The 25342-nt window shown below is 64.3% G+C and carries 20 protein-coding genes; 14 read left to right on the forward strand and 6 right to left on the reverse strand.

Translation table 11 applies throughout. From position 1 onward, the window contains the following. Positions 1–18 precede the first annotated feature (18 nt). The gene (locus AC1DB0_RS20410) at positions 19–627 is read right to left on the reverse strand and encodes a KdsC family phosphatase (RefSeq protein ID WP_082386887.1); all 609 of its coding nucleotides are present in this window, start codon (positions 625–627) and stop codon (positions 19–21) included. Continuing rightward, positions 624–1613, reverse strand: a complete 990-nt coding sequence (locus tag AC1DB0_RS20415; RefSeq protein WP_054420662.1) for a KpsF/GutQ family sugar-phosphate isomerase — start codon at positions 1611–1613, stop codon at positions 624–626. The genes AC1DB0_RS20410 and AC1DB0_RS20415 overlap by 4 nt, the downstream gene beginning before the upstream one ends. A 104-nt stretch (positions 1614–1717) precedes the next feature. On the opposite strand from AC1DB0_RS20415, the gene purT reads away from it, so the two are divergent. The 8 genes from purT to AC1DB0_RS20455 all read left to right on the forward strand — a co-directional run bounded on the left by purT (position 1718) and on the right by AC1DB0_RS20455 (position 10980). Beyond that, positions 1718–2935: a formate-dependent phosphoribosylglycinamide formyltransferase gene (gene purT / locus AC1DB0_RS20420; protein ID WP_476758727.1), complete on the forward strand. Its 1218-nt coding sequence runs from the start codon at positions 1718–1720 to the stop codon at positions 2933–2935. 446 nt (positions 2936–3381) lie between these two features. Next, a complete protein-coding gene (locus AC1DB0_RS20425; RefSeq protein ID WP_054420660.1) occupies positions 3382–3927 on the forward strand; it encodes a GbsR/MarR family transcriptional regulator in 546 nt (181 codons plus the stop codon). Between the two features lie 127 nt (positions 3928–4054). Beyond that, a complete protein-coding gene (locus tag AC1DB0_RS20430) occupies positions 4055–5626 on the forward strand; it encodes a cytochrome ubiquinol oxidase subunit I (protein ID WP_054420659.1) in 1572 nt (523 codons plus the stop codon). A gap of 14 nt (positions 5627–5640) precedes the next feature. After that, complete coding sequence (gene cydB / locus AC1DB0_RS20435) at positions 5641–6795, forward strand: cytochrome d ubiquinol oxidase subunit II (RefSeq protein WP_054420658.1); 1155 nt, start codon at positions 5641–5643, stop codon at positions 6793–6795. A gap of 14 nt (positions 6796–6809) precedes the next feature. Then, positions 6810–6935, forward strand: coding sequence for a cytochrome bd-I oxidase subunit CydX (gene cydX / locus AC1DB0_RS20440; protein ID WP_006216286.1), 126 nt, complete (start codon positions 6810–6812; stop codon positions 6933–6935). Between the two features lie 77 nt (positions 6936–7012). Beyond that, positions 7013–8680: a thiol reductant ABC exporter subunit CydD gene (gene cydD, locus AC1DB0_RS20445; protein WP_447578910.1), complete on the forward strand. Its 1668-nt coding sequence runs from the start codon at positions 7013–7015 to the stop codon at positions 8678–8680. Then, a complete protein-coding gene (gene cydC, locus AC1DB0_RS20450; RefSeq protein WP_054420656.1) occupies positions 8677–10374 on the forward strand; it encodes a thiol reductant ABC exporter subunit CydC in 1698 nt (565 codons plus the stop codon). Before cydD ends, cydC begins: the two co-directional genes overlap by 4 nt. Positions 10375–10428: 54 nt before the next feature. Beyond that, positions 10429–10980: an adenine phosphoribosyltransferase gene (locus AC1DB0_RS20455; RefSeq protein ID WP_054420655.1), complete on the forward strand. Its 552-nt coding sequence runs from the start codon at positions 10429–10431 to the stop codon at positions 10978–10980. 111 nt (positions 10981–11091) lie between these two features. Here the strand turns inward: AC1DB0_RS20455 and AC1DB0_RS20460 are convergent, their stop codons facing one another. Beyond that, the gene (locus AC1DB0_RS20460; protein ID WP_054420654.1) at positions 11092–11982 is read right to left on the reverse strand and encodes a LysR family transcriptional regulator; all 891 of its coding nucleotides are present in this window, start codon (positions 11980–11982) and stop codon (positions 11092–11094) included. Between the two features lie 383 nt (positions 11983–12365). Here AC1DB0_RS20460 and AC1DB0_RS20465 point away from each other — a divergent pair, with 383 nt between their 5' ends. After that, positions 12366–12749, forward strand: coding sequence for a DUF4148 domain-containing protein (locus tag AC1DB0_RS20465; protein ID WP_476757523.1), 384 nt, complete (start codon positions 12366–12368; stop codon positions 12747–12749). 454 nt (positions 12750–13203) lie between these two features. After that, entirely contained in the window at positions 13204–14316 is a 1113-nt protein-coding gene (locus AC1DB0_RS20470; RefSeq protein ID WP_054420652.1) for a porin, read from the forward strand. Positions 14317–14505: 189 nt separating this feature from the next. On the opposite strand, the gene ilvA is transcribed toward AC1DB0_RS20470, so the two are convergent. Further along, positions 14506–16014 carry a threonine ammonia-lyase, biosynthetic gene (ilvA, locus tag AC1DB0_RS20475; protein WP_054420651.1) on the reverse strand — a complete coding sequence of 503 codons (1509 nt, stop codon included), beginning with the start codon at positions 16012–16014 and terminating at the stop codon, positions 14506–14508. Between the two features lie 158 nt (positions 16015–16172). Here ilvA and AC1DB0_RS20480 point away from each other — a divergent pair, with 158 nt between their 5' ends. Continuing rightward, the gene (locus tag AC1DB0_RS20480) at positions 16173–16709 is read left to right on the forward strand and encodes a YqaA family protein (RefSeq protein WP_441372513.1); all 537 of its coding nucleotides are present in this window, start codon (positions 16173–16175) and stop codon (positions 16707–16709) included. A 132-nt stretch (positions 16710–16841) separates the two neighbouring features. After that, positions 16842–20801, forward strand: a complete 3960-nt coding sequence (locus tag AC1DB0_RS20485) for a DUF3683 domain-containing protein (protein WP_054420649.1) — start codon at positions 16842–16844, stop codon at positions 20799–20801. A 113-nt stretch (positions 20802–20914) separates the two neighbouring features. On the opposite strand, the gene AC1DB0_RS20490 is transcribed toward AC1DB0_RS20485, so the two are convergent. Together AC1DB0_RS20490 and AC1DB0_RS20495 are read right to left on the reverse strand one after the other, a co-directional pair. Further along, positions 20915–21883 (reverse strand): Bug family tripartite tricarboxylate transporter substrate binding protein, encoded by a 969-nt coding sequence (locus tag AC1DB0_RS20490; protein WP_476757524.1) that lies wholly within the window; start codon positions 21881–21883, stop codon positions 20915–20917. 173 nt (positions 21884–22056) lie between these two features. Continuing rightward, complete coding sequence (locus tag AC1DB0_RS20495) at positions 22057–22776, reverse strand: YggS family pyridoxal phosphate-dependent enzyme (protein WP_427951155.1); 720 nt, start codon at positions 22774–22776, stop codon at positions 22057–22059. 191 nt (positions 22777–22967) lie between these two features. Between AC1DB0_RS20495 and AC1DB0_RS20500 the strand changes: the two genes are divergently transcribed. Next, entirely contained in the window at positions 22968–24209 is a 1242-nt protein-coding gene (locus AC1DB0_RS20500; RefSeq protein ID WP_476757525.1) for an aminotransferase-like domain-containing protein, read from the forward strand. 108 nt (positions 24210–24317) lie between these two features. Then, positions 24318–25334: an amino acid ABC transporter substrate-binding protein gene (locus AC1DB0_RS20505; protein ID WP_054420645.1), complete on the forward strand. Its 1017-nt coding sequence runs from the start codon at positions 24318–24320 to the stop codon at positions 25332–25334. The last annotated feature ends 8 nt before the right edge of the window (positions 25335–25342 follow it).

Consider the following 25342-nt stretch of genomic DNA (forward strand, 5'->3'; position numbering starts at 1 on the left):
GTTGGGGGGTCAGAGCGGTCATTGGATGGCGCCAGGGCCGAGCAGGCCCGGCGCCGCCAGGAACGCGCCCAGGCGTCCCTGCGAAGCCAGCAGCAGATCGCAGCATTCGCGCACCGCGCCGCTGCCGCCCGGTTGCGTGGAAACCCAGTGCGCAGCCTGGCTGACATAGCCCGGCGCGTTTGGCACGCTGGCGGCAAAGCCCGCGCGCTGCATGGCCGGCAGGTCGATGATGTCATCGCCCATATAGCCGGTTTGGTTCAGTTGGACACCCGAGCGCTGCGCAAGTTCGGCCAGCGCCGCACCCTTGTCGCGCACACCCTGCATGACTTCCGCAATGCCCAGTTCGGCGGCGCGGCGCGCCACGATGGGGCCGGATCGGCCTGTCATCAGCGCCACCGTCAGCCCGCCTTCCATCAGCAGGCGCAGGCCGTGGCCGTCCAGGGCGTTGAAGCGCTTTTGCAGTTCGCCGTTTTCGCCGTAGTACAGGCTGCCGTCGGTCAGCACGCCGTCGACATCGAACACCATCAAGCGAACCGTCGCGGCGCGGTCGCGCACGGTGGCGGGAATACGGGCAAGCACCAGCGCTTCGGCCGGGTGAGTCACGGAAGCAGGAAGAGTCATTGTCATACCACTTTAGCGGCCATCAGATCATGCATATGCAAGGCGCCCAGCAGCGCGCCGTCGGAGTCCAGCACCAGCATCTGGTTGAGCCGCAGCTCGTCCATCTGTTGGGCGGCCTCGACGGCCAGCGCGTCGGGGTTGATGCTGCGTGGCGAACGGGTCATGCCCGCCTCCACGGTCAGACTGCGGATATCGCCGTGCCGGGCGATCAGACGGCGCAAGTCGCCGTCGGTGAAGATGCCCAGCGGGCGGTGCTGCGCGTCGGTCACCACCGTCATGCCCATGCCCTTGGCGGACATGACTTCCAGCGCTTGCGACACGGGGGTGCCGGCCAGCACGATCGGCAAGGCGTTGCCCTGGCGCATGACGTCGCGCACGTGCGTCAGCAGGCGGCGGCCGAGCGCGCCACCCGGATGCGACCGGGCGAAGTCCTGCGGGCCGAAGCCGCGCGCTTCCAGGCAGGCCACGGCCAGGGCGTCGCCCAAGGCCAGCGCGGCGGTGGTGCTGGCCGTGGGCGCCAGATTCAGCGGGCAGGCTTCCTGCGCCACGCTGCCGTCCAGGTGCACGTCGGCCAGCAGGGCCAGTTCGGATTGCGGGTTGCCGGTGATCGCCACCAGCTTGGCGCCCATGCGGCGGGCTACGGGCAGGATGGTCAGCAGCTCTTGCCCCGCGCCCGAGTACGACACGGCGATCACCACGTCGTCCTGCGTGATCATGCCCAGGTCGCCATGCACGGCTTCGGCGGCGTGCACGAAGAAGGCGGGCGTGCCGGTCGAGGCGAACGTCGCCGCGATCTTGCGGGCAATATGGCCGGTCTTGCCGATGCCCGTGACCACCACGCGGCCACGGCACGCGAGCAACAGCGCGACCACTTGGGTAAAGGAGTCGTCCAGTCGTGCGGACAGGTCCAACAGGCCCTGGCTTTCGATTTGCAGCGTGCGGCGAGCAGATGCCAGCGCGGTATCGGACGATGTAGAGGGATGATCAGTCATTCAGGGATTTTAATATCAGTGGGCGCGTTTGCCCCCGGCAGGGGGGTATGGCATTCTGGCGGCTCATTTCAACGGCTTTCAATCCTTCACTCCAGGCCCGCTCCATGTCCAGCATTTCCAGCCCCGTCCTTGGCACGCCCTTGTCCCCCTTGGCCACCCGAGTCATGTTGCTCGGATCGGGCGAATTGGGCAAAGAGGTCATCATTGCCCTGCAAAGGCTGGGCGTGGAAGTCATTGCCGTGGATCGGTATGCCGACGCCCCGGGCCATCAGGTGGCGCACCGGGCGCATGTGGTCTCCATGACCGACGCGGACGCCCTGAAGAAGATCATCGAGCAAGAGCGGCCGCACGTTATTGTCCCCGAAATCGAAGCCATTGCCACCAGTTTGCTGGTAGAGCTGGAAGCCGCCGGCGTGGCGCGCGTGACGCCGACCGCCCGCGCAGCCCAGCTGACCATGAACCGCGAGGGCATCCGCCGCCTGGCCGCCGAGACGCTTGGCCTGCCGACGTCCCCGTACCGCTTTGTCGACACCGAAGAAGAATTGYGCGCCGCCATCGACGGCGGCATCGGCTACCCCTGCGTCATCAAGCCCGTCATGTCCTCGTCGGGCAAGGGCCAATCGGTCATCAAGAGCGCCGACGACGTCGCGGCCTCCTGGCGCTATGCCCAGGAAGGCGGCCGGGTGGGCGGCGGCCGCGCCATTGTTGAAGGCTTTATCCGCTTCGACTACGAAATTACCTTGCTGACCGTGCGCGCCCGTGGCGCCGACGGCAAGGTCGAAACCCAGTACTGCGAGCCCATTGGCCACAAGCAGGTCGACGGCGATTACGTCGAAAGCTGGCAGCCGCACCCGATGTCGCCCGCCGCGCTTGAACGCGCACGGGAAATCGCACTGGCCGTCACGTCCGACCTGGGCGGGCTGGGCATCTTCGGCGTGGAACTCTTTGTGGCGGGCGACCAGGTGTGGTTTTCGGAAGTCAGCCCGCGTCCCCACGACACCGGCATGGTCACCATGATCACCCAGGCCCAGAACGAGTTCGAGCTGCACGCCCGCGCGCTGTTGGGCTTGCCGGTGGACACCAGCCTGCGCCAGCCGGGCGCCAGCAGCGTCATCTACGGCGGGGTGGATGCCGCCGCCGTGTCGTTCCACAACGTCGCCGAGGCCCTGACCGAGTCCGGCACCGACATCCGCCTGTTCGGCAAGCCTGAGTCCTTCGTCAAGCGCCGCATGGGCGTGGGCCTGGCCGTGGCCGACGACGTCGCCGCCGCCCGCGCCAAGGCCAAGCGCGTGTCCGCCGCCGTGTCCGTCAAGGCGGGCTGATTCCCCGGGGCAATCGCTGCCCCGTTTGTGGACCCCGCATTAGCCCCTGGCCCTGCTTAGCCACCGGCCCCCCATAGCCCCCGGGCCCTCACAGCCGTCGGCCCTGCATAGCCACCGGCCCCGCATAGCCACCGGCCCCGCATAGCCACCGGCCCCGCATAGCCCCTTGGCCCTCACAGCCACCGGCCCCTCGCAGCCACCCGCCTCACGGCCGGTGGCTGTTTACATGGCGCGCCCGCCACATCGTCCCCATTTGCGATGGCCTGTCACATTCTCAGGCTACGTTGACGCATTCCCATTCGCCCGCCAAGGCTTGCGGCAATACCCCTGCCGGCGATGTGGTTTGCGCTTTCGCACAGTTTGTTCGATAATTTCAGGAATTACTGAAAGCGGTGTAACGGTATCTAACAGCCAAACCGCACTCTTGACCCTGGCGCTGAACACTCATGGAACTCACCCCTCAAAACGAACGTTTCGTCCTGCACTTTGGCGAAATGGGCAGCCGCTGGGGGGTCAACCGCACCGTCGGGCAAATCTACGCCCTGCTGTTTCTTCACCCCGAACCCCTGAACGCTGACGACATCGCCGAGACCCTCGGCTTTTCCCGTTCGAACGTCAGCCTGGGGTTGAAAGAGCTGCAATCGTGGCGCCTGGTCAAGCTGATCCACCAAGTGGGCGACCGCCGCGACTATTTCGAGACGCCCAAAGACGTCTGGGAAATCTTCCGCATCCTGATGGAAGAAAAGCGCAAGCGCGAAATCGAACCCACGCTCACCCTGCTGCGCGACACGCTTCTTGAAGGGCCGTCAGGTCCCGAAGACGCCTACGCCCAGCAGCGCATGACCGAAATGCTGGAGCTCATCGAACTGTCCACGGGATGGTTCGATGAGGTTCAACGCCTGCCGCCAGAGACCCTTCAAACCCTGATGAAAATGGGTTCGAAAGTGCAAAAAGTACTGGGCTTCGCCGGCAAATTGCGGGGCAAGGGCTGAGTCCCATCCGCCCCAATTTTTCAGGAAACCTCTATGAAGTTGTATCCAACGCTCGTAACATGGCGCGAGAGACGGCCTGGGAACCATGCCGGTTGCCGCGGCACCTCAACAGCTTGGGAGCGCCCCAATGATTGATCTCGACGTCGTAAATCTGTCGCGATTCCAGTTTGCCGCGACCGCGCTTTACCACTTCCTGTTTGTCCCCCTCACGCTTGGCCTGTCGTTCATCCTGGCCATTATGGAAAGCGTGTACGTCATGACCGGCCGCCCCATCTGGAAGCGGATGACCATGTTCTGGGGCACGCTCTTCGGCATCAACTTTGCACTCGGCGTCGCCACCGGCGTGGTGATGGAATTCCAGTTCGGGATGAACTGGTCCTACTACAGCCACTATGTAGGCGACATCTTCGGCGCCCCGCTCGCGCTTGAAGGGCTGATGGCCTTCTTCCTGGAAGCCACCTTCGTCGGCCTGTTCTTCTTCGGCTGGAACCGCATGTCGAAGGTCAGTCACCTGATCGTGACCTGGCTGGTGGCGTTCGGCACGAACTTCTCGGCGCTGTGGATTCTGATCGCCAACGGCTGGATGCAGAACCCGGTGGGCGCGATCTTCAACCCCGACACCATGCGCATGGAGATGACCGACTTTGCCGCGGTGATCTTCAACCCTGTCGCGCAAGCCAAGTTCGTGCACACGGTCAGCGCCGGTTATGTGGCGGGCGCGATGTTCGTGATGTCGATCAGCGCCTGGTATCTGCTGAAGGGCCGGCACACCGATCTGGCCAAGCGTTCGATGGCGGTGGCCGCAAGCTTCGGCTTGGCGGGCGCCTTGTCCGTCGTGGTGCTGGGCGATGAAAGCGGCTACCTGACCACCGAACATCAGAAGATGAAGATCGCGGCCATGGAATCCATGTGGCACACGGAACCCGCGCCCGCGTCCTTCAACCTGATCGCGATTCCCAACCAGGCCGAACGCAAGAACGACTTCGCCATCGAGATTCCCTACGTCATGGGCATCATCGGCACGCGTTCGTTGACCACGCCGCTGCTGGGTATCGATGACCTGATCCTGCGCGCCGAAAACCGCATCCGCGATGGCATGGTGGCGTACGACGCCTTGCAGAAGATCCGCGCCAATCCCAAGGATGTGGATGCGCGCATGGTCTTCGACAAGACCTGGCCGGACCTGGGCTACGCCTTGCTGGTCAAGCGCTATCAGGAAGACATGACCAAGGTCACCGAGGCCGACATCAAGCAGGCCGCGATCGACACCGTGCCCAACGTGGCGCCGCTGTTCTGGGCGTTCCGCATCATGGTGGCGGTGGGCATGTACCTGATCCTGTTCTTCGGCGTGGCCTTCTGGCTGGCGTCGCGCGGCCGTCTGGACAGCCGCCGTGGCCTGCTCAAGGTGGCGCTGTGGAGCTTGCCGCTGCCGTGGGTCGCCATTGAAAGCGGCTGGTTCGTGGCCGAATACGGCCGCCAGCCCTGGGTGATTGAAGGCGTGCTGCCGACGTACTACGCCGCATCCGGCCTGACGATCGCCGACCTGGCCATCAGTCTTGCCATCTTCCTGGTGCTGTACACGGTTCTGCTGATCATCGGCGTGAAGGTCATGCTGCACGCGATCAAGGCGGGTCCGAAATCCGATGGGCCGGTGGCGGGCGCCGCCGCCGATCCTGTGCGCGCCGCCGTGCGCGCCTAAGGGGAGAGAAGCAGATGGATACCCTTATTCCTTTTGACTATGGCACCTTGCGCGTGATCTGGTGGGTGCTGCTGGGCGCCTTGCTGATCGGCTTTGCCGTCATGGACGGCTTTGACCTGGGCGTGGCGGCGCTGCTGCCCGTGGTGGCCAAGACCGACGCCGAACGCCGCGTGGTGATCAACGTGGTGGGTCCCGTGTGGGAAGGCAACCAGGTCTGGCTGATCACGGCGGGCGGCGCCATCTTTGCCGCCTGGCCGCTGTTGTATGCCGCGTCGTTCTCCGGCTTCTACCTGGCGATGATGCTGGTGCTGATCGCGCTGATCCTGCGTCCCGTGGGCTTCAAATACCGCAGCAAGATGGAAGGCACGCGCTGGCGCAACAGCTGGGACGGCGTGCTGTGCTTCTCGGGCGTGGTGGCTTCCCTGGTGTTTGGCGTGGCGATGGGCAACATCGTCCTGGGCGTGCCGTTCACGTTCGACGCCGTGACGCTGCGGCCCATCTACGAAGGCCACTTCTATCAGCTGTTTGCGCCCTTCGCCTTGCTGGCCGGCGTGCTCAGCGTGGTGATGCTGGCCATGCACGGCGCGGTGTTGCTGGCGTGGCGCACGGAAGATCCGATTGCTTCGCGGGCTCGCAACTGGGGCCGGCTCGCCGCCTTGCTGACGGCGGCGCTGTTTGCGGCCGGCGGCTTCTGGGTGGCAGGCGGCATCGGCGGCCACACCATCACCAGCGCGGTCAACATGGCGGGTCCATCCGATCCGATGCTGAAGACCGTTTCCGTACAGACCGGCGCGTGGATGGCCAACTATGCCAAGTGGCCGTTGATGTGGATCGCGCCCGTGCTGGGTGTGGCTGGGGCCTTGTTGGTGGTGCTGCTGCTGACCGTACGCGCCAACGTGCTGGCGTTCCTGGCGTCTGCGGTGTCGATCGCCGGTGTGATCCTGACGGTGGGCTTTTCGCTCTTCCCGTTCATCATGCCGTCCTCGACCAAGCCGCAGGCCGGCCTGACCATCTGGGACGGCTCGTCCAGCCATCTGACGCTGTGGATCATGGTGATCGCCGTGGCCGTATTCCTGCCCATCGTCACGCTCTACACCGCCTGGGTGTATCGCGTAATGCGCGGCAAGGTCACCCATGAATCTGTGGGCGACACGCCCAACTCATACTAAAAGGAGCCTCCACCATGTGGTATTTCTCGTGGATACTCGGTCTGGGTTTGGCGTGCGCGTTCGCCATTCTCAATGCAATGTGGTTCGAGCTGCGCGAAGGTCATTCGCATGACCCGCGCGCCAGCCGCGACGACGAGTGAGCGGCGGCGCTAGCAGCCTCGAGCACGACCCTTCGGCCAGTTTGCAGAAACCGCCGCGCGAGCAGTCGCGGTGGTTGATGGCGCTTGCCAAGGCGGCCAGGCTTCCGTTGATGTTGGCAGGCGCCGCACCGCTCGTAAGCGGCGCCTTGCTGGTGGTGCAGGCCTGGCTGTTGGCCAGCGTGCTGGACGCGGCCATCATGCGCGATGTGCCGCGCCAGGAATTGCTGGCCCCCATTCTGGGCATTGCCGCGCTGATGCTGGTGCGTGCCTGTATTACATGGGCCGGCGAGCGTGCGGGCGCGGATGCCGCCGAACGCATCAAGCGTCACGTGCGCCAAGCGCTGTTTTCGCGGATGGTTGCCAAGGGGCCGTACTGGAGCCGTGGCAAGGCGTCCGGCGAATTGGCCAGCGCGGTGGTGGACCAGGTCGAGGCGCTGGATGGTTTCTTCGCCAAGTACCTGCCCGCCATGGCGGCGGCCGCGATGTTGCCGGTGGCGTTTTCGGTCTTGCTGTTGCCGGTGGATGTGGTCGCCGGCCTGGTGCTGCTGATCACCGCGCCGCTCATTCCCTTGTTCATGGCCTTGGTGGGGTGGGGCGCACAAGGCGCCAGCCGCCGCCATCTGCGCGCGTTTGCCCGCTTGTCTGGCTTCTTCGCCGACCGGTTGCGCGGCTTGTCGACGCTGAAACTGTATGGCCGCGCGGACGCCGAAGCGGCGTCGGTTGTGGCCGCCAGCGATGCCCTGCGCCAGCGCACGATGTCGGTGTTGCGCATTGCATTCCTGTCGTCAGCCGTGCTGGAATTTTTTGCCGCTCTTGGCGTGGCGGGCGTGGCCGTTTACATCGGCCTGACGTATCTGGGCTTTCTGGATGTGCGCTGGTCGCCGCTGACGTTGCAGGCGGGCTTGTTCTGCCTGCTGATGGCGCCGGAGGTCTATGCGCCGCTGCGCCAGTTCGCCGCGCATTATCACGACCGCGCCACGGCACTTGCCGCCGTGACGCAAATTGCCGTGTTGTTCGATGGCCTGCCGCAAGATGAAGCCGTGGCGCAAACGCGTATCGGCCGCGCGGCGGCATCGGCATCATCGGGCGCCGCGTTGGCGCTTACCGGGCTGACGGTAACGGCGCCCGGCCGGGGGCTGGCGGTGCTGTCAGACGCCGCGCTGACCCTTGCGCCCGGTGAACATGCGGCGTTGATGGGGCCCAGCGGCATCGGAAAATCTACCCTGATCGAAGCCATTGCGCGGCTGCGCCCCAGCCAGGGTGATATCCGCATCGATGGCATACCGCTGGCCGATTGGGATGAAGCCGACCTGCGCGGCCGCGTGGCGCTGATCGGACAGAAGCCGCAATTGCTGGCCGGTTCCATCGCCGACAACATCCGCCTGGGTTGCCCGGACGCCGCCGATAGCGATGTGCACGAAGCTGCCCGCCGCGCCTGCGTGCTGGAGTTTGCACAAGCGTTGCCGGAAGGGCTGAACACGCCGTTGGGTAGCCGAGGCCACGGCCTGTCGGGCGGGCAGGCGCAGCGCGTGGCGCTGGCCCGTTTGTTCCTGCGCGACCCCGGGCTGATCCTGCTGGACGAACCCACCGCGCATCTGGACGACGCCACGCAGTCGCGCGTGCTGGATGAAATTCTTGCGTTCGCAGCCGGGCGCACCTTGCTGCTGGCAACGCACTCGCCCGCCGTGGCGGCCCGCTTTGGCCGGGTGCTGCGGGTGGCGGACGGAAACGTGGAAGACGCATGAAGAATCTGTTGTTGCTGTTGCCGTTATATGCGCGTCGAAAAGGCGGGCTTTTACTCGCATTGTTCTGTGCGCTGGCCACCGTTGCGGCGGGCGTGGGCTTGCTGGGCGTCTCTGGCTGGTTTTTGACGGGTGCTGCGCTGGCGGGCGCAGGCGGCATGTTCAACCTGTTTGCGCCGTCGGCGCTGGTGCGCGGTTTGTCTTTCCTGCGCATCGTGTCGCGTTACGCCGACCGGGTGGTGGGGCATTCCGCCACCTTGCGCCTGCTGGCCGATTTGCGCGCCACCGTGTTCGGCGCCTTGATCCGGCTGACGCCGCGCCAGTTGGCGCGCTATCGCAGCGGCGATCTGGTGGCGCGCATGACGGGCGACGTCGATGCGCTGGATACCGTCTTTCTATTTGTGCTGGCGCCGTTGGCCACGGCCATCCTGGGTGGCGCCGTGCTCACCGCAGTGCTGGGCATGTGGGTGCCGGCCGCCGCACTGGCGTTTGCGCTGGCGCTCATGACCGCCTGCGTGCTGGTGCCGTGGTGGTTGCTGCGAGCAGCGCGCAAGCCGGGTGTGGCTGCGCAGGAAAGCGCCGCCGGCTTGCGTGCGGCCGCGTTGGATGCGGTGGACGGCCATGCGGACATGGTGGCGCTGCACGCGCAGGCGCAGACCGCGGCGCATTTTGAACGCCTGTGCGAAGCCAGTGCGCAAGCGCGCCGTACCCAGGCGCGCGTAGCGGCGCGCGGGCAGTGGTTTCTGCAAGCCGCAGCGGGCATTTCGGTATTGGCGCTGCTGTGGTTCGGGCTGGCCACGCACGAAGCGGGCGGCATTGAAGGGCCGGTGCTGGTGGGCCTGTTGCTGGCAGTCATCGGTATTTTTGAAGTCGCGGGCCCAATCATGCGCGGGGCGTCCCGCATGGGCTCGGCGATGTCGGCGGCGGCGCGTATCCGCGATGTGACGCAAAGCCAACCCGACATGCAAGACCCCGTCGCGCCGCTCGCCTTGCCGCTCCATGGCGCACTGGAACTGAACGATGTCAGTTTTCGCTACCCGGCGCGTGGGGCGGAACGGGCTGCGGCGGTATTGGATGGCATCGGCTTGCGCGTGGAACCCGGCGAGCGCATCGCGATTGTTGGCGCCAGCGGCGCGGGCAAGTCCACGCTGCTGCACCTGATCCTGCGCCTGGAAGACCCGCTAGCCGGGCAAGTGCGATTCGGCGGTTGCGATGCGCGCGACGCGGCGCAAGCCGATTGGCACCGGCGCATCGCGTTGCTATCGCAAGATGCGCCGGTATTCCTGGGCACCTTGCGCACGAATCTGCTGATCGGCGACCCCGATGCCGACGACGCCACCTTGTGGCGCGCGCTGGACGCCGCCCGGCTGGGGGATTTTGTGCGCGGTTTGCCAGACGGGCTGGACACCTGGGCGGGAGAAACCGGCTCGCAATTGTCGGCAGGGCAGGCGCGGCGCTTGTGTCTGGCGCGGGCATTGTTGTCGCCTGCGGCGGTCATCGTGCTGGACGAGCCCACCGCCGGGCTGGATGCAGCAGCCCAAGCCGACTTCTTCAACGACCTGGAAGGTGCGGTGCGGGGACGCACCGTCATCTTGGCCACGCACGCCGATTTGCCCCCGGGCGCCGTCCACCGTTGCCTGGAACTGCGCAACGGACAATTACATGACTTGTCACAGCAGGCGGCAATCCTGGCTTAAGCGCGGTGGCAAGGTTATAGTTCGCCTTGCTTCAATTCTTCAGGGCCGCCTTCCATGCAGACCGACAACGCCGAGTACATCCGGCGCACCATCCGAAGCGTTCCGGACTGGCCCCAACCCGGCGTCATCTTCCGCGATATCACGCCGGTATTGCAGGACCCGCGTGCCTTCCGGGTGCTGATCGATCTCTTCGTCTACCGCTATATGCGCCAGCGCCTGGATTTGGTGGCGGGCGTGGATGCGCGCGGCTTCATCGTGGGCAGCGTATTGGCCTATGAACTCAACCTTGGGTTCGTGCCCGTGCGCAAGAAGGGCAAGCTGCCGTTTCGCACGGTGGCCGAGGAATATTCGCTGGAATACGGCAATGCCGCGGTCGAGATGCACACGGATTCCGTGCGCACCGGTCAACGCGTACTGCTAGTGGATGACCTGATCGCAACCGGCGGCACCATGCTGGCCGCCATCAAGCTGCTGCAACGCCTGGGCGCCAATGTGGTCGAGGCCGCGGCGATTATCGATCTGCCCGATCTGGGCGGGTCGGCCAAGGTGGCCGAGACGGGCACGCCGCTCTACACGGTCTGTCAGTACGACGCGGGCACGCCGTAATTCACGCCGTTGTTCACGCCGTCGTACACACGTTAGGTCGCGCCTGAATTCACGCCTTAAGTCACGCGGTCGGGCGGGCCGTAAATTCCGACCCGCCTCGCGCTTCGCTGTTCAAGAATCCGACAGCCTGGGCTGAATGAAGTCCAGGAAAGCCTTGGTTTTTGCGGGCAGCATGCGCGAGGGCAGCAGGGCAAAGAGGGGCAGGGGCGTCAAGCTCCAGTCCGGCAGCACGCGCACCAGGCCCGATTGCTCGATGGCGCGTTCCATCGCATCGAACACCAGCAAGGGCGTAATGCCCAGGCCCTGGCTCGCCAGCCGGCCCAGCATGCCCACGTTGTTCGCTGACAGGCGCCCCGACACCTGCACGCGTTCCACCTTATCGCCCGAATGCAGCATCCAGAACGAGGACTCCTCACGCATCGTGGGGCGCAGGCATTCGTGGTGCGTCAGGTCGGCAGGCACGCGCGGTTCGCCATGGCGCGCCAGATAATCGGGTGACGCGTACAACTGATGCGCCATCAGCACGATCTTGCGCGAGATCAGGCTGGAATCCGGCTGCTGGCCGAAGCGCAGAATCAGGTCGAACGGGTTGCTGATGGGGTCGATCGGACGCATGCTCAGATCGAAATCGCATTCGATATCGGGATGCTGTTCGCGGAATTCGCTGATGACGGCGGGCAGAAACAGCTGCGCCAGACTGGTGGGCAGCGAGATGCGCAGGCGGCCTTTAGGCTGCACCGCCATGTCCAGCAACTGGTCGTGCGCAATGCGCGCTTCTTCCACAATGTGCCGGCAACGTTCGAAGTAGATGGCGCCGGCTTCGGTCAGGTCGATCTTGCGCGTGCTGCGGTTCAAGAGCCGCATGCCAACGCTGCGTTCCAATTCACTGACGCGGCGCGAGAGCGTGGATGTTGGAATATTCAAGGCTTCCGCAGCGTGGCTGAAGTTCTTGCGCTTGGCGACTTCGACAAAGAGCGCGATGTCGTTAAGCTGGATATCCATGGGGCCCTCGAGACTCAAAATTCCATTTCTGGCAGGTTTGTATGATAAATGGATTTATTGTCCCGCCAGCAGAAATGTCTATTTCCTTGCCGGGGATAACGCGTTGCGCGAATGGTGAGCTCACGTTCCGTTACTCAACTGGCGGGCAGCTGAACGCTGGCAAGGCTTGTGCTGCCTGCGTCTGCGAGGGGATTGCGCAATAAACGCGCAGATTGCACCGGATACAACGTGCAATTGTCCCATCCGTGCAAATATGTTCACCAAAATAAGGGTTTTTACTAGGCGCGATTCCCCAGATACTTCGTCCCAGCAATCAAACAGTCACATCGCACCTGCCAGCCTGGCAGAAGACGCTGTGCAAGGTTTAGGATGGAGTCATCACAATGAAAGCCCTAGCAACCGCACTCATGGTTACCGCAACCCTAGTGGGTATGTCCGCCGCTCACGCCGATGGCAAGACGCGTGAACAGGTCCAACAAGAACTGCAAGCCGCCAAGGCCGCAGGCCAGGTCACGTTTGGTGAACTGGACTACCCGCCCGCCACCGTGCAACAAACCGGCCTGACGCGCGACCAGGTTCAGCAAGAGCTGCAAAGCGCCAAGGCCGCTGGCCAGGTCACCACTGCTGAACTGGATTACCCGCCCCGCGCCGCCGTGTCGCAATCCGTCGGCAAGACCCGCGAACAAGTCCGCCAGGAATTGGCTGAAGCCAAGGCTCGCGGCGAATACACCTTCGGTGAACTGGACTATCCGCCCAAGGGCAAGTAAGTGCCGGGGCGCACGCCCTGACCCGAGGTCACGAGAAACCCCTTGAGACGCCGAGGGGTTTTTTATTGCCGGCGCATTGTGCCGCGTGGTGAGCAGTGTGGCGTTTTTGCTGCATCACTGTTCGCGCCGGGCAACAAGTTCTGTCGGTGAAAGGGGGGTGGTGATCAGGCTTTCGCCTGCTTGGCGCCTAATTGCGAGCAAAGATTCATATTTGTTTTCAACGCGTTAACGGCGCATTCCCATTGGTTTTCAGACCGGTGCGCGTGTCAGCAGTTCGTCATTATCCCAACCATGGAAAGTAGTTCGTCGAAATCCGTGTTACTTCGGATCGCCGCGCGCCGGACACTAGATTTAGTGCAGACGCCGCTTGCTTGTTCGCAGCGGCACGCCAAGGCGCCGTCAACAGGACGGCGCTTTGGCGGATGCCTTTCATCTCGCCATTTTGGGGACTTATATGAAGAAGACGCTATTGGCCGTCGCGTTGCTGGCAGGCTTTGCCGGCGCCGCGCAAGCCGCCGACTCCGTGACGCTGTACGGCTTGATCGACGCCGGTGTCGGCTACGAGCAAGTGAAGTTCAACGGCGTGTCGCAAAGCCGCGTGGGCGGCGTTCAGGGCGTGAGCAGCGGCTCGCGCTTTGGCCTGCGTGGCACGGAAGATCTGGGCGACGGCCTGCGTGCCGTGTTCACCTTGGAAGGCGGCTTCGGCCCCATGAACGGCAAGTCGGCCCAGAACGGCCGCCTGTTTGGCCGTCAAGCCACCGTGGGCCTGGATAGCGATTCCTGGGGCCGTCTGGAATTCGGCCGTCAAACGAACCTGGCGTCGAAGTACTTCGGTTCGATCGACCCGTTCTCGATCAGCTACAACACCGCCAACATGGGTACGACGTTCGGCAGCGCCAACACGATGCGCCTGGACAACATGGTGCTGTATCAAACCCCGAGCCTGGGCGGCTTCAAGGTGGGCGTGGGCTACTCGTTCAGCGCGGATGACACCGTCAGCGACACCACGCAAACCGGCTTCGCCACGGGCAACAACAACCGTGTGCTGACCGCCGGCGTGCAATACGTCAACGGCCCGCTGAACCTGGCCGCCGCTTACGACCGCTTCGACCCGACGAACAATCGTGTCGGCGGCAAGGATTCGGCGCGCATCCAGGAATACATCATCGGTGGTTCGTACGACTTTGAAGTCGTGAAACTGGCGGCCGCTTTCGGCCAGACGCGTGACGGCTGGTTCGTTGGCCAGAACATGGGCACGACGCCGGAAGGCATGAACAACCTGGGTTCGTTCAAGCTGGCTGATGGCTTTCGCGCCAACTCGTACATGATCGGCGCGACCGTGCCGCTGGGCCGCCACGCCATCTTCGGTTCGTGGCAGCGCGCCACCCCGGGCAACGACAAGCTGACGGGCGACGACGCCACGTTCAACGTGTACAGCCTGGGCTACACCTACGACTTCACCAAGCGCACCAACCTGTACGCGTACGCCTCCTATGGCGACAACTACGCGTTCCAGCACGACGCCCGCGACACCGCGGTTGCCGTGGGTGTGCGTCACCGGTTCTAAGCGACGGCGCGCCTGACTGGACCTTGCTGAATGCGCGGTTTATCTCCGTAAGCCGCCGAGTGACAGCGAACCCCCCCCTACTTGGGTCCAGGCAGGCGCCGCTGATAGTTAGAAGGGAAGGGCCTCCGCAAGGAGGCCCTCTCGCATTGGGGCGGCGCCTGCGCGGTGGGCGGCGCTAATGGAAAAGAACTACAGAAACAGCTTGTAGGCCGGGTTCTCGGTCTCGTTCCAATGCGGATAACCCAGCTCGGCCACAAACGTGCGGAACTGCTTCTTGTCCGCCGGCGGCACCTGAATGCCGATCAGGATGCGCCCATAGTCCGCGCCCTGGTTGCGGTAATGAAACAGGCTGATGTTCCAGTCCGGATTCATCGCATTCAAAAAGCGCATCAGCGCGCCCGGACGCTCGGGGAATTCAAAGCGGTACAGCAGTTCATTTCGCGCTAGCGCCGAATGCCCGCCGACCATGTGGCGCAAGTGCGTCTTGGCCATTTCATCGTGAGTCAGGTCCAGCGTGTCAAAGCCATGACGCCGGAAATTCGCGGCGATCTTGTCGGGCTCAGCGGCGGACGATACCTGGATGCCGACGAACACATGCGCGCGGTCCGCGTCCGAAATGCGGTAGTTGAATTCCGTCACGCTACGTTCCCCGACCAATTCGCAGAAGCGGCGGAAGCTGCCGCGTTGCTCGGGCATGGTGACGGCGAAGACGGCTTCGCGCATTTCGCCGACCTCGGCGCGTTCGGCCACGAAGCGCAGGCGGTCAAAATTCATGTTGGCGCCGCAGGCAATCGCAACCAGTGTCTTGCCTTTCAGATGGTGTTCGGCCGCGTATTGCTTGGCGCCGGCCACCGCCATGGCGCCCGCGGGCTCCAGCACGCTGCGCGTGTCCTGGAACACATCCTTGATGGCGGCGCAGATGGAATCGGTGTTGACGACAACGAAGTCATCCACGTACTGGCGCGTGAGCTTGAAGGTTTCCGCGCCCACCATCTTGACGGCGGTGCCGTCTGAAAACAGCCCGACATCATTCAACTGCACGCGGCGGCCCGCGCGCACGCTGCGCAGCATGGCGTCGGAATCTTCGGTCTGCACGCCAATGATCTTGATATCGGGGCGCAATTGCTTGATATAGACGGCCACGCCCGAGATCAGGCCGCCGCCGCCAATCGCCACGAAGATGGCGTCGATGGGACCCGGGTGCTGGCGCAAGATCTCCATGCCCACGGTGCCTTGGCCGGCGATCACGTCGGGGTCATCGAACGGGTGGACGAAGGTCAGCTTCTCTTTCTTTTCCAGCACTTGCGCGTGCGCAAAGGCGTCGGTGAAGCTCTCGCCCGCCAGCACCACTTCGCCGCCCAGCCGGCGCACGGCGTCAACCTTCACCTGCGGGCTGGTCGTGGGCATAACGATCACGGCGCGGCAGCCCAAGCGGCTGGCCGCCAGCGCCACGCCTTGCGCGTGGTTGCCAGCGGATGCCGCGATCACGCCGCGGTTGAGCGCGGCTTGCGGCAGGTTGGCCATCTTGTTGTACGCCCCGCGCAGCTTGAAGCTGAACACCGCCTGCGTATCTTCGCGCTTAAGCAGGACCGTGTTCCCGATGCGCGCGGATAGCTGGGGCGCCGCTTCCAGCGGCGATTCAACCGCGACGTCGTAAACCTTCGAGGTCAGGATGCGTTTCAGATAATCAGTGGACATGGACCGCGCAGAGAGCAAGAGTGAGGACGTGGGCACGATTATTGCAGGGAAAGCCGCAACGCCTGACAGGTTTATGCCCGCGATGACGCGGCATGGACGCGAACGGCCGGATCAATTCCTGATCGTCATTCTCTTTCGCGCGGCTACACTCGCTCATCATGGAAGAAAGCCTCTTATCCGCTGTTCACTGGCTCCTGGGGATGCTGGCGCTGCCCTCGGTGGGCTTGTCGGCCATCTTTACGGTGTCGCTCGTATCCGCCACTTTGCTGCCGCTGGGCTCAGAACCCGCGGTGTTCGGCTACATCAAGCTGTCGCCCGATATGTTCTGGCCGGCTGTGCTGGTGGCGACGGCCGGGAACACGATCGGTGGCGCAATCAGCTACTGGATGGGCCTGGGCGCCGAAAAGGCCTTTCAGCGCTGGAAAGAAAAACACCCGCACCCCCATCCGGGCGCCACCGAGGGCGGCCGCATGCGCGGCCGCTGGAACGAACGCGCCCACGACTGGCTGCACCGCATGGGCCCGCCGGCTTTGCTGCTGTCCTGGTTGCCCGCCGTGGGCGACCCGCTGTGCGCCGTGGCCGGCTGGCTGCGCCTGTCGTTCTGGCCTTGCGTGCTCTATATGGCCATCGGCAAATTCCTGCGCTACCTGGTGATGACCGCCGGCCTGCTTTGGGCCTTTCCCGGGCAAATCTAGCGCTGACTTCGAACTTAAAACGGGGACGGTTCGTGCCGGTTTCCCGCCGCTTTTGGCCGGCTTCCTAAGGGTATTAGGGGTCAAGTCCGGCCAATGGCATAAAATAATTTTTTATGGGCCCCTCTTGCCGCCATGAACGCCCCACTCGCTAGCCACATTTTGAACGGGGCGATGCCGCCCGCCGCTCCCGCGCGATTGCGCGAAATCCCCTACAACTACACGTCGTTTTCCGACCGCGAAATTGTCGGCCGGCTGTTGGGCGATGACGCCTGGAGCCTGCTCACCGATTTGCGCGGCGAACGCCGTACGGGCCGCTCCGCGCGGATGCTGTACGAAGTGCTGGGTGATATCTGGGTGGTGCGCCGCAACCCGTACCTGCAGGACGACCTGCTTGACAACCCCAAGCGCCGCAAGCAGCTCATCGACGCTTTGCACCATCGCCTGGGCGAGATCGACCGCCGCCGCGAACCGGGTTCGCCCACGGAAGAGGGCCATGATCCGCATCGCGACGAAAAGGTCGTCGGCCTGCTGGCCCGCGCACGCTCCGCCATTGCCGCGTTCGAAGGGGAGTTCGACCAGACGACCATGATGCGCAAGCAGGCGCAGAAGGTGCTGGGCCGCATCACCGCCCGCGACAACATCAAGTTCGATGGCCTGTCGCGCGTGTCGCACGTGACCGACGCCACTGACTGGCGCGTGGAATATCCCTTCGTGGTGCTGACGCCGGACTCGGAAGACGAGATCGCCGCGCTGGTCACCGCCTGTATTGAGCTGGGCCTGACCATCGTCCCGCGTGGCGGCGGCACCGGCTACACGGGCGGCGCCATTCCGCTGACGTGGAAATCGGCCGTCATCAACACCGAAAAATTCGACAAGCTGGGCAAGGTCGAGTCCTGTATTTTGCCGGGGCTCACCGAGCCCGTGGCCGTTATCCATGCCGGCGCCGGTGTCGTCACCAAGCGCGTGTCGGAAGCGGCCGAGGCCGCGGGCTTCGTGTTCGCCGTGGACCCCACATCCGCCGAAGCGTCGTGCGTGGGCGGCAACATCGCCATGAACGCGGGCGGCAAGAAGGCCGTGTTGTGGGGCACCGCGCTCGACAACCTGGCCTGGTGGCGCATGGTGGACCCGGATGGCAACTGGCTTGAAGTCAGCCGCCTGGAACACAACATGGGCAAGATCCATGACGTGGATACGGCGCGCTTCGAACTCAAGTGGTTCGACGGCAAGGGCAAGCCCGGCGAGCGTCTGCTGAAGACCGAACTGCTGGAAATCAAGGGCCGCGTGTTCCGCAAGGAAGGCCTGGGCAAGGACGTTACCGACAAGTTCCTGGCGGGCCTGCCCGGCATCCAGAAAGAAGGTTGCGACGGCCTGATCACGTCGGCGCGCTGGGTGCTGCACCGCATGCCGCGCCATACGCGCACGGTCTGTATGGAATTCTTCGGGCAGGCGCGCGACGCCATCCCGTCGATTGTCGAGGTCAAGGGCTATCTGGACGGCGAGGGCAAAGCCCGCGGCGCCATCCTGGCTGGCCTGGAACACCTGGACGAACGCTATCTGCGCGCGGTGGGCTACGCCACCAAGAGCAAGCGCGGCGTGCTGCCCAAGATGGTGCTGATTGGCGATATCGTCGGCGACGACGATGACGCCGTTGCCGCCGCCGCCAGCGAAGTCGTGCGCCTGGCCAACACGCGCCATGGCGAAGGCTTTGTGGCCGTGAGCCCCGAAGCGCGCAAGAAATTCTGGCTGGACCGCTCGCGCACCGCCGCGATCGCGCGCCACACCAACGCCTTCAAGATCAACGAAGACGTCGTGATTCCGCTGCCCCGCATGGGCGAATACACGGATCACATTGAACGCATCAACATCGAACTGTCGACCAGCAACAAGTTGAAGCTGCTGGGCGCGCTGGACGCGTACCTTTGTACGCCGCTGCCGGTGGGCAAGGCCGATGATGCCGACATCGAGAACACCCGCGCCGAAGTGCTGGCGGATCGCACCCGCCAGGCGCTTGAGCTGCTGGGCGGCGTGCGCCAGCGCTGGCAATGGCTGCTGGACAACCTGGACCTGCCGCTGGCGCAAGCGCTGCCGGAATTGCAGGCGCTGGGGCTGGGCGACGTGTACAACGCGCTGTCCGACCGCCTGGCCGCGCAGTCCACCGCGCGCGTGTTCGACGTGGTGCAAGACCGCACCATTCGCGTGTCCTGGAAGACCGAAGTGCTGGCGGGCTTGCAGCGCACGTTCTCGGGCGCGGCGTACAAGAAGATTGTCGACGAGCTCATCGCCATTCACGGCCGCGTGCTGAAAAGCCGCGTGTTCGTGGCGCTGCACATGCACGCGGGCGACGGCAACGTGCACACGAACATCCCGGTCAACTCGGACGACTACGAGATGCTGCGCGAGGCCCATCAGGCTGTTGACCGCATCATGCAGATTGCCCGCGACCTGGACGGCGTGATTTCCGGTGAGCACGGCATCGGCCTGACCAAGTACGAATTCCTGACCGAAGCCGAACTGGCGCCGTTCCAGGACTACAAGCGCCGCGTTGATCCCAACGGCCACTTCAACGCCGGCAAGCTGATGCCGGGCGCGGACCTGCGCCATGCCTGGACGCCCAGCTTCAACCTGATGGGCCACGAGTCGCTCATCATGCAGCAAAGCGACATCGGCGCCATTTCGGAATCCATCAAGGACTGCCTGCGTTGCGGCAAGTGCAAGCCCGTGTGCGCCACCCACGTGCCGCGCGCGAACCTGCTGTATTCGCCCCGCAACAAGATTCTGGCGACGTCGCTGCTGGTCGAAGCCTTCCTGTATGAAGAGCAGACGCGTCGCGGCGTCAGCCTGAAGCACTGGGAAGAATTCGAAGACGTGGCCGACCACTGCACGGTCTGCCACAAGTGCTACAACCCCTGTCCCGTGGATATTGATTTCGGCGACGTGTCGATGAACATGCGCGCCGTGTTGCGCCGCATGGGCCGCAAGTCGTTCAACCCGGGCACGGCCAGCGCCATGTTCTTCCTGAACGCGAAAGATCCGGCCACCATCAACGCCACGCGTAAAGCGATGGTGGGCGTGGGCTACAAGGTGCAGCGCGCGGCGCATGACCTGTTCTCGGGCCTGGTGAAGAAGCAGACGGCCAAGCCGCCAGCCACGGTCGGGAAACCGCCGCTGCGCGAGCAGATCATTCACTTCGTGAACAAGAAGATGCCGGGCGGGCTGCCCAAGCAGGCCGCACGCAAGCTGCTGGACATCGAAGACGCGAACTACGTGCCGATCATTCGTGACCCCAAAGCCACGACCGCCGACACCGAAGCCGTGTTCTATTTCCCGGGCTGCGGTTCGGAACGTTTGTTCTCGCAAGTGGGTCTGGCGACCCAGGCCATGCTGTGGCATGCGGGCGTGCAGACGGTGCTGCCGCCGGGCTACTTGTGCTGCGGCTATCCCCAGCGCGGCAACGGCATGACGGACAAGGCCGAGCAGATCATTACCGACAACCGGGTGCTGTTCCACCGGGTCGCCAACACGCTGAACTACCTGGACATCAAGACGGTCGTGGTCAGCTGCGGCACGTGCTATGACCAGCTGTCAGGCTATGAGTTCGACAAGATCTTCCCGGGTTGCCGCCTGATCGACATCCACGAATACCTGCTGGAAAAGGGCATCAAGCTGGAAGGCGCCAAGGGCGTGCGCTACATGTACCACGACCCCTGCCACACGCCGATGAAGCTGCAAGAGCCGATGAAGACCGTGCGCGCCCTGGTGGGCGACGAGGCCATCAAGAGCGACCGCTGCTGCGGTGAGTCGGGCACGTTGGCGGTCAGCCGTCCGGACATCTCCACGCAGGTGCGTTTCCGCAAGCAGGAAGAGCTGTTGAAGGGCGACGCCGACTTGCGCAGCGACGGCTTCACCGGCGACGTCAAGGTGCTGACGTCGTGCCCGTCGTGCTTGCAAGGGCTGTCGCGCTATGAAGGCGATACGAAGATGGAAGCGGACTATATCGTCGTCGAAATGGCTCGCCACATCTTGGGCGAAGGCTGGATGGAAGACTACGTGAAACGCGCCAACGCAGGCGGCATCGAACGCGTGCTGGTGTAAGGCTGCGCGCGCGTCGGCTGGCGCTTATCTGACGGCGTCGCGCGCCTGTCGCCATCACCCCAAAAAAAACCCGCGTTCATCGCTGAACGCGGGTTTTTTATCGTCTTGCCGGATCACTCCAGCTTGATGTTCGCCTTCTTGATCACGTCCGCCCAGGCGGCGCGTTCTTGTTCGGCGTAGGCCTTGAAGTCTTGCGCCGACATCGGCATCGGCACGACGCCCATGTCCAGCAGCTTCTGCGACACGGCCGGGGTCTTGAGTGTGGCGTCCAGGTCGGCCGACAGCTTCTTCACCACCGCTTCCGGCACGCCGGCCGGGCCGACCAGGCCTTGCCACGCGTAGGCCGTGAAATTGGCCACGCCTTGCTCGGCCATCGTGGGGGTGTCAGGCAGCGCCGACACGCGCTCCGGCGTGGCGGCGGCCAGCACGCGCAGCTTGCCGGCCTTGACGTTCGGCAGGCCCGAGGCCAGGTCGATGAACATCACGTCCACTTGTCCGCCCAGCAGATCCTGGATGGCGGGGGCGGCGCCCTTGTACGGCACGTGCAGCAGGTTGGCGCCCGTGCGCTGCTTGAAGAGTTCCAGCGCCAGATGGTGCGGCGAACCAGCGCCGGCAGAGGCCGCGGTCAGCTTGCCCGGTTCCTTCTTGGCGGCCGCCAGCACGTCGTCCACCGTCTTGTACGGCGAATTGACGTTCACGGCCAACAGCAGCGGGAACTTGGCGATGCCGCCGATGTAGGTGAACTTGGCCGGGTCGTAAGACAGCTTGGCGTACAACGACGAGTTGAACGCCAGTGTGCCGGAGTCGGCCGTGCCGATCATGTAGCCGGTGGGATCGGCCTGCGCGATGGCGGTGGCGCCGATGATGGTGGCGGCGCCGGGGCGGTTTTCGACCACGATGGTCTGGCCCAGCGGCTTTTCCAGGCCGCTGGCGACGGTGCGCGCAACGACGTCGGTGCCGCCGCCGGCCGGGTAGGGCACGATCCAGCGGATCGGCTGCGTGGGCCAGGATTGGGCGGAAGCCGTGGCGGCGGCCAGCGACAGAGCGGCCAGCGCCAACAGGCGCCGTGCGGGGGTATGCATGAAGTGTCTCCTCGTGCGGGGTCAAGTTCGAGCGCGGTGCGCGCTGCGTCTTGCTGTGCGTTGTCAGGGTGCGCGGCTATTTTTTCGCCGCATTTTTGCGCCGCTATTATGCTCGCCTTCGACGCGAAAAGGGGCCGGTGCGGCCCCCTGTTTTCCCGCATCGGTCAGGCGGATTACTGCGGGTCGGGATACGTGCGCGCGCCGAAGATTGCCGTGCCGATCCGCACTTCGGTCGAGCCTTCCTCAATGGCGAGTTCGAAGTCGCCGCTCATGCCCATCGACAAGCGGTCCAGCGAGACGCCCGCGATGTGCTCGTCTTGCAGGCGGTCGCGCAGCTCGCGCAGCGTGCGAAAGCATGCGCGCACGGCCTCGGGGTCAGGCGAGTTCACGGCCAGCGTCATCAAGCCTTTCACGTGCAGCGTGGGGAAGTCCGCGGCAATCAAGCGCAGGAAGGCGGGCACGTCGTCGGGCGCCATGCCGAATTTGCTGGGTTCGGATGACGTCTTCACCTGAATCAGCACGTCCAGCGTCCGGCCCTCGTTAACGAGCCGGCGGTGCAGGGCTTCGGCCAGGTCGGCGCGGTCCAGTGACTGCACTTCCGTTGCATCGCGGGCGGCATCGCGGGCTTTATTCGTTTGCAGGTGGCCGATCAGCACCCATTGCAGGCCCTGACCGGCCAGCGCGGCAGACTTCTGCCGGATCTCCTGCGTCTTGTTTTCGCCAAAGCGCGTCAGGCCCAGCGCCATGGCTTCCCGGATGGCGTCCACGTCGAAGGTCTTGCTGACGGGCAGCAGGACCACGCTGTCAGGTGCGCGGCCGGCACGCGCGCAGGCGTCGGCAATGCGTTGCTGGATCTGGGCGATACGCCCGGCCATGGTGTCGACAGAGGTCATGCAGCTCTCTTGCAGGAACAGGATGTCCCATAGTGTAGGACTCTGGATGATCGTTTCGCCACACTGCCCGCGTGCGTCGTTGACCCTGTGTAATTGGCAGGCTTAGAATTTGCGGAGATTTGTTTATATTTCAATGTTCTAAGCCCTCCGGCGCCGCCCCAGGGTCGTCCATCTTCCTCCAGTCCCCCGCCATGTCCAGCGCAGCGCCAGAATACGCCTTTGCCACGCCTTTCCTGAATCCCCCCGCGTCCCCCATCCGCTCGCTCATGCCCTACGCCATGCGTCCGGGCACGATTTCGCTGGCCGGTGGCTACCCCGCGCAAGCGCTGTTCGATGTCGAGGGCCTGTCGATTGCGTCGACGCAAGTCATGGCCCGACTGGGCGCGTGCCTGCAGTATTCCAACATCGACGGCCAGGCCAGCCTGCGCCACGAACTGGCCCGCTTGTCGGCCGCGCGCGGCCTGAACTGCAACGCTGATACTGAACTGGTTGTGACGGGTGGCTCGCAGCAGGCGCTGGCGCTGTTGACCCGCGTCATGCTGCAACCGGGTGACCACGCCATCATCGAATCGCCCGCCTTCCCGAATTCCGTGCAAGCGCTGCGCTACACGGGCGCAACCGTACACACGGTGCCTTCGGGCCCGGACGGCATTGATGTGGATACGCTGGATGAATTGGCTGCCCGCATCAAGCCCAAGATGGTGTGCGTGGTGGCGTCGTTCTCGAACCCCTGCGGCGCGACCATCACGCGCCAGCGCCGCCTGCGCTTGCTGGAACTGGCGGTCAAGCACCGCTTCCTGATCGTTGAAGACGACCCCTACAGCGAACTGCGCTTTGCGGGCGAAGCCGTGCCGCCGATTGCGGCGCTGGCCGAAGGCGAAGCCCGCCATTGGGCCGTGTACCTGGCCAGCATGTCCAAGACCATGGCGCCCGCGCTGCGCATCGGCTGGCTGGTGGCCCCGCCCGAAATCCGCCGCCGTTGCGTCAGCGCAAAAGCGGCCGATGACATGGCGTCTTCGGCCTGGATTCAAGAAGTGGTGGCGCAGTACCTGGCTAACGGCCGCTACGAAGAGCACGTGCCGCGCATCCGCGCCGCCTACGGCCTGCGCTGCGACGCCATGGCCGACGCGCTGGCCCGCGAACTGAACGGCCGCGTCACGTTCCGCAAGCCCGAAGGCGGCATGTTCTTCTGGGCGCGCCTGACGGGCGACATCGACGCCACGCGTCTCTTGCCCTACGCCATCGAACACGAAGTGGTCTATGTGCCGGGCAAGGCCTTCTACGCCAACGCGGAAGAGGCGGATCTCTTCGCCATGCGCATGTCGTTTGCCACCATGAACGAAGCCGAAATCGCGCAAGGCATGGTGCGCCTGGGCCGCGCGCTGGATGCTTGCCAAGCCAACGAGCCGGTGTCGATTTCGCTGGCGGCTTGACGGCCTGACATACCTAAATAAGCGCTGGTTATTTGGCGCGGGCGCTTCATGTCTATAAGCTTCTCGCCTCGGCGCGTCCCCGCGCCCGGCTTAACAGGAATCCAGGTCATGAACATTGCAAAAGGGTTGGTGGGTGCGGCGCTCTTGATGGCGGCGGCGCAAGGCGCGCAGGCGGCAACGGTAGACGTCGTGCGCCAGCGCGGCGCCGTGGCTTGCGGCACGACCACGGGCTTCGCCGGTTTCTCGGCGCCCGATGCGCAAGGCAAGTGGCAGGGTCTGGATGTGGACCTGTGCCGCGCCATTGCGGCGGCGGTGTTCGGTGACGCCAACAAGATCAAGGTGGTGCCGCTGAATTCGCAGCAGCGCTTCACCGCGCTGCAATCGGGCGAAGTGGACGTGCTCACGCGCAACACCACTGTCACTCAGCAGCGCGACACCGCGCTGGGCATCATCCACGCGGGCATCAACTTCTACGACGGCCAGGGCTTCCTGGTGCCGAAGTCGCTGGGAGTCAAAAGCGCCAAGGACATCAACGGCGCCACGATCTGCCTGCAAACCGGCACGTCCAACGAGAACACGCTGGCCGACTGGGCGCGCGCCAACAACGTGACGTACAAGCCGGTCGTGATCGAGACCTTCAACGAAGTGGTCAACGCCTTTGCCGCGGGCCGCTGCGATGTGTTCTCGACCGATGCATCGGGCTTGGCCTCGATCCGCATTTCCAAGCTGCAAAACCCGGACGATTACGTCGTGCTGCCGGAAATCATCTCGAAGGAACCGCTGGGCCCCTTCGTGCGCCAGGGCGACGATACGTGGCTGAACATCGTGCGCTGGTCGTTGTCGGCAATGATTGAAGCCGAAGAATACGGCGTTACGTCCAAGAACGTGGACGAGCAACTGAAAAGCGCCAACCCCAACATCAAGCGCATCCTGGGGGTTACGCCGGGCAGCGGCGCGAACCTGGGGCTGGACGAAAAGTGGGCCTACAACATCGTCAAGCAGGTGGGCAACTACGGCGAAAGCTTTGACCGTAATGTGGGCGAGGGTAGCCCGCTGAAGATCAAGCGCGGATTGAATGCGCAGTGGACCCAAGGCGGTTTGATGTACGCGTTGCCGATTCGTTGATGGTCAGG

The organism is Achromobacter sp. 10T422, assembly GCF_056394065.1.

What these genes read in the sequence shown, in the direction of transcription:
- AC1DB0_RS20410 (WP_082386887.1), bottom strand. Translation starts at nt 627, where the DNA reads ATGACAATGACTCTTCCTGCTTCCGTGACTCACCCGGCCGAAGCGCTG.
- AC1DB0_RS20415 (WP_054420662.1), bottom strand. Translation starts at nt 1,613, where the DNA reads ATGACTGATCATCCCTCTACATCGTCCGATACCGCGCTGGCATCTGCT.
- AC1DB0_RS20425 (WP_054420660.1), top strand. Translation starts at nt 3,382, where the DNA reads ATGGAACTCACCCCTCAAAACGAACGTTTCGTCCTGCACTTTGGCGAA.
- AC1DB0_RS20430 (WP_054420659.1), top strand. Translation starts at nt 4,055, where the DNA reads ATGATTGATCTCGACGTCGTAAATCTGTCGCGATTCCAGTTTGCCGCG.
- cydB (WP_054420658.1), top strand. Translation starts at nt 5,641, where the DNA reads ATGGATACCCTTATTCCTTTTGACTATGGCACCTTGCGCGTGATCTGG.
- cydX (WP_006216286.1), top strand. Translation starts at nt 6,810, where the DNA reads ATGTGGTATTTCTCGTGGATACTCGGTCTGGGTTTGGCGTGCGCGTTC.
- cydD (WP_447578910.1), top strand. Translation starts at nt 7,013, where the DNA reads ATGGCGCTTGCCAAGGCGGCCAGGCTTCCGTTGATGTTGGCAGGCGCC.
- cydC (WP_054420656.1), top strand. Translation starts at nt 8,677, where the DNA reads ATGAAGAATCTGTTGTTGCTGTTGCCGTTATATGCGCGTCGAAAAGGC.
- AC1DB0_RS20455 (WP_054420655.1), top strand. Translation starts at nt 10,429, where the DNA reads ATGCAGACCGACAACGCCGAGTACATCCGGCGCACCATCCGAAGCGTT.
- AC1DB0_RS20460 (WP_054420654.1), bottom strand. Translation starts at nt 11,982, where the DNA reads ATGGATATCCAGCTTAACGACATCGCGCTCTTTGTCGAAGTCGCCAAG.
- AC1DB0_RS20465 (WP_476757523.1), top strand. Translation starts at nt 12,366, where the DNA reads ATGAAAGCCCTAGCAACCGCACTCATGGTTACCGCAACCCTAGTGGGT.
- AC1DB0_RS20470 (WP_054420652.1), top strand. Translation starts at nt 13,204, where the DNA reads ATGAAGAAGACGCTATTGGCCGTCGCGTTGCTGGCAGGCTTTGCCGGC.
- ilvA (WP_054420651.1), bottom strand. Translation starts at nt 16,014, where the DNA reads ATGTCCACTGATTATCTGAAACGCATCCTGACCTCGAAGGTTTACGAC.
- AC1DB0_RS20480 (WP_441372513.1), top strand. Translation starts at nt 16,173, where the DNA reads ATGGAAGAAAGCCTCTTATCCGCTGTTCACTGGCTCCTGGGGATGCTG.
- AC1DB0_RS20485 (WP_054420649.1), top strand. Translation starts at nt 16,842, where the DNA reads ATGAACGCCCCACTCGCTAGCCACATTTTGAACGGGGCGATGCCGCCC.
- AC1DB0_RS20490 (WP_476757524.1), bottom strand. Translation starts at nt 21,883, where the DNA reads ATGCATACCCCCGCACGGCGCCTGTTGGCGCTGGCCGCTCTGTCGCTG.
- AC1DB0_RS20495 (WP_427951155.1), bottom strand. Translation starts at nt 22,776, where the DNA reads ATGACCTCTGTCGACACCATGGCCGGGCGTATCGCCCAGATCCAGCAA.
- AC1DB0_RS20500 (WP_476757525.1), top strand. Translation starts at nt 22,968, where the DNA reads ATGTCCAGCGCAGCGCCAGAATACGCCTTTGCCACGCCTTTCCTGAAT.
- AC1DB0_RS20505 (WP_054420645.1), top strand. Translation starts at nt 24,318, where the DNA reads ATGAACATTGCAAAAGGGTTGGTGGGTGCGGCGCTCTTGATGGCGGCG.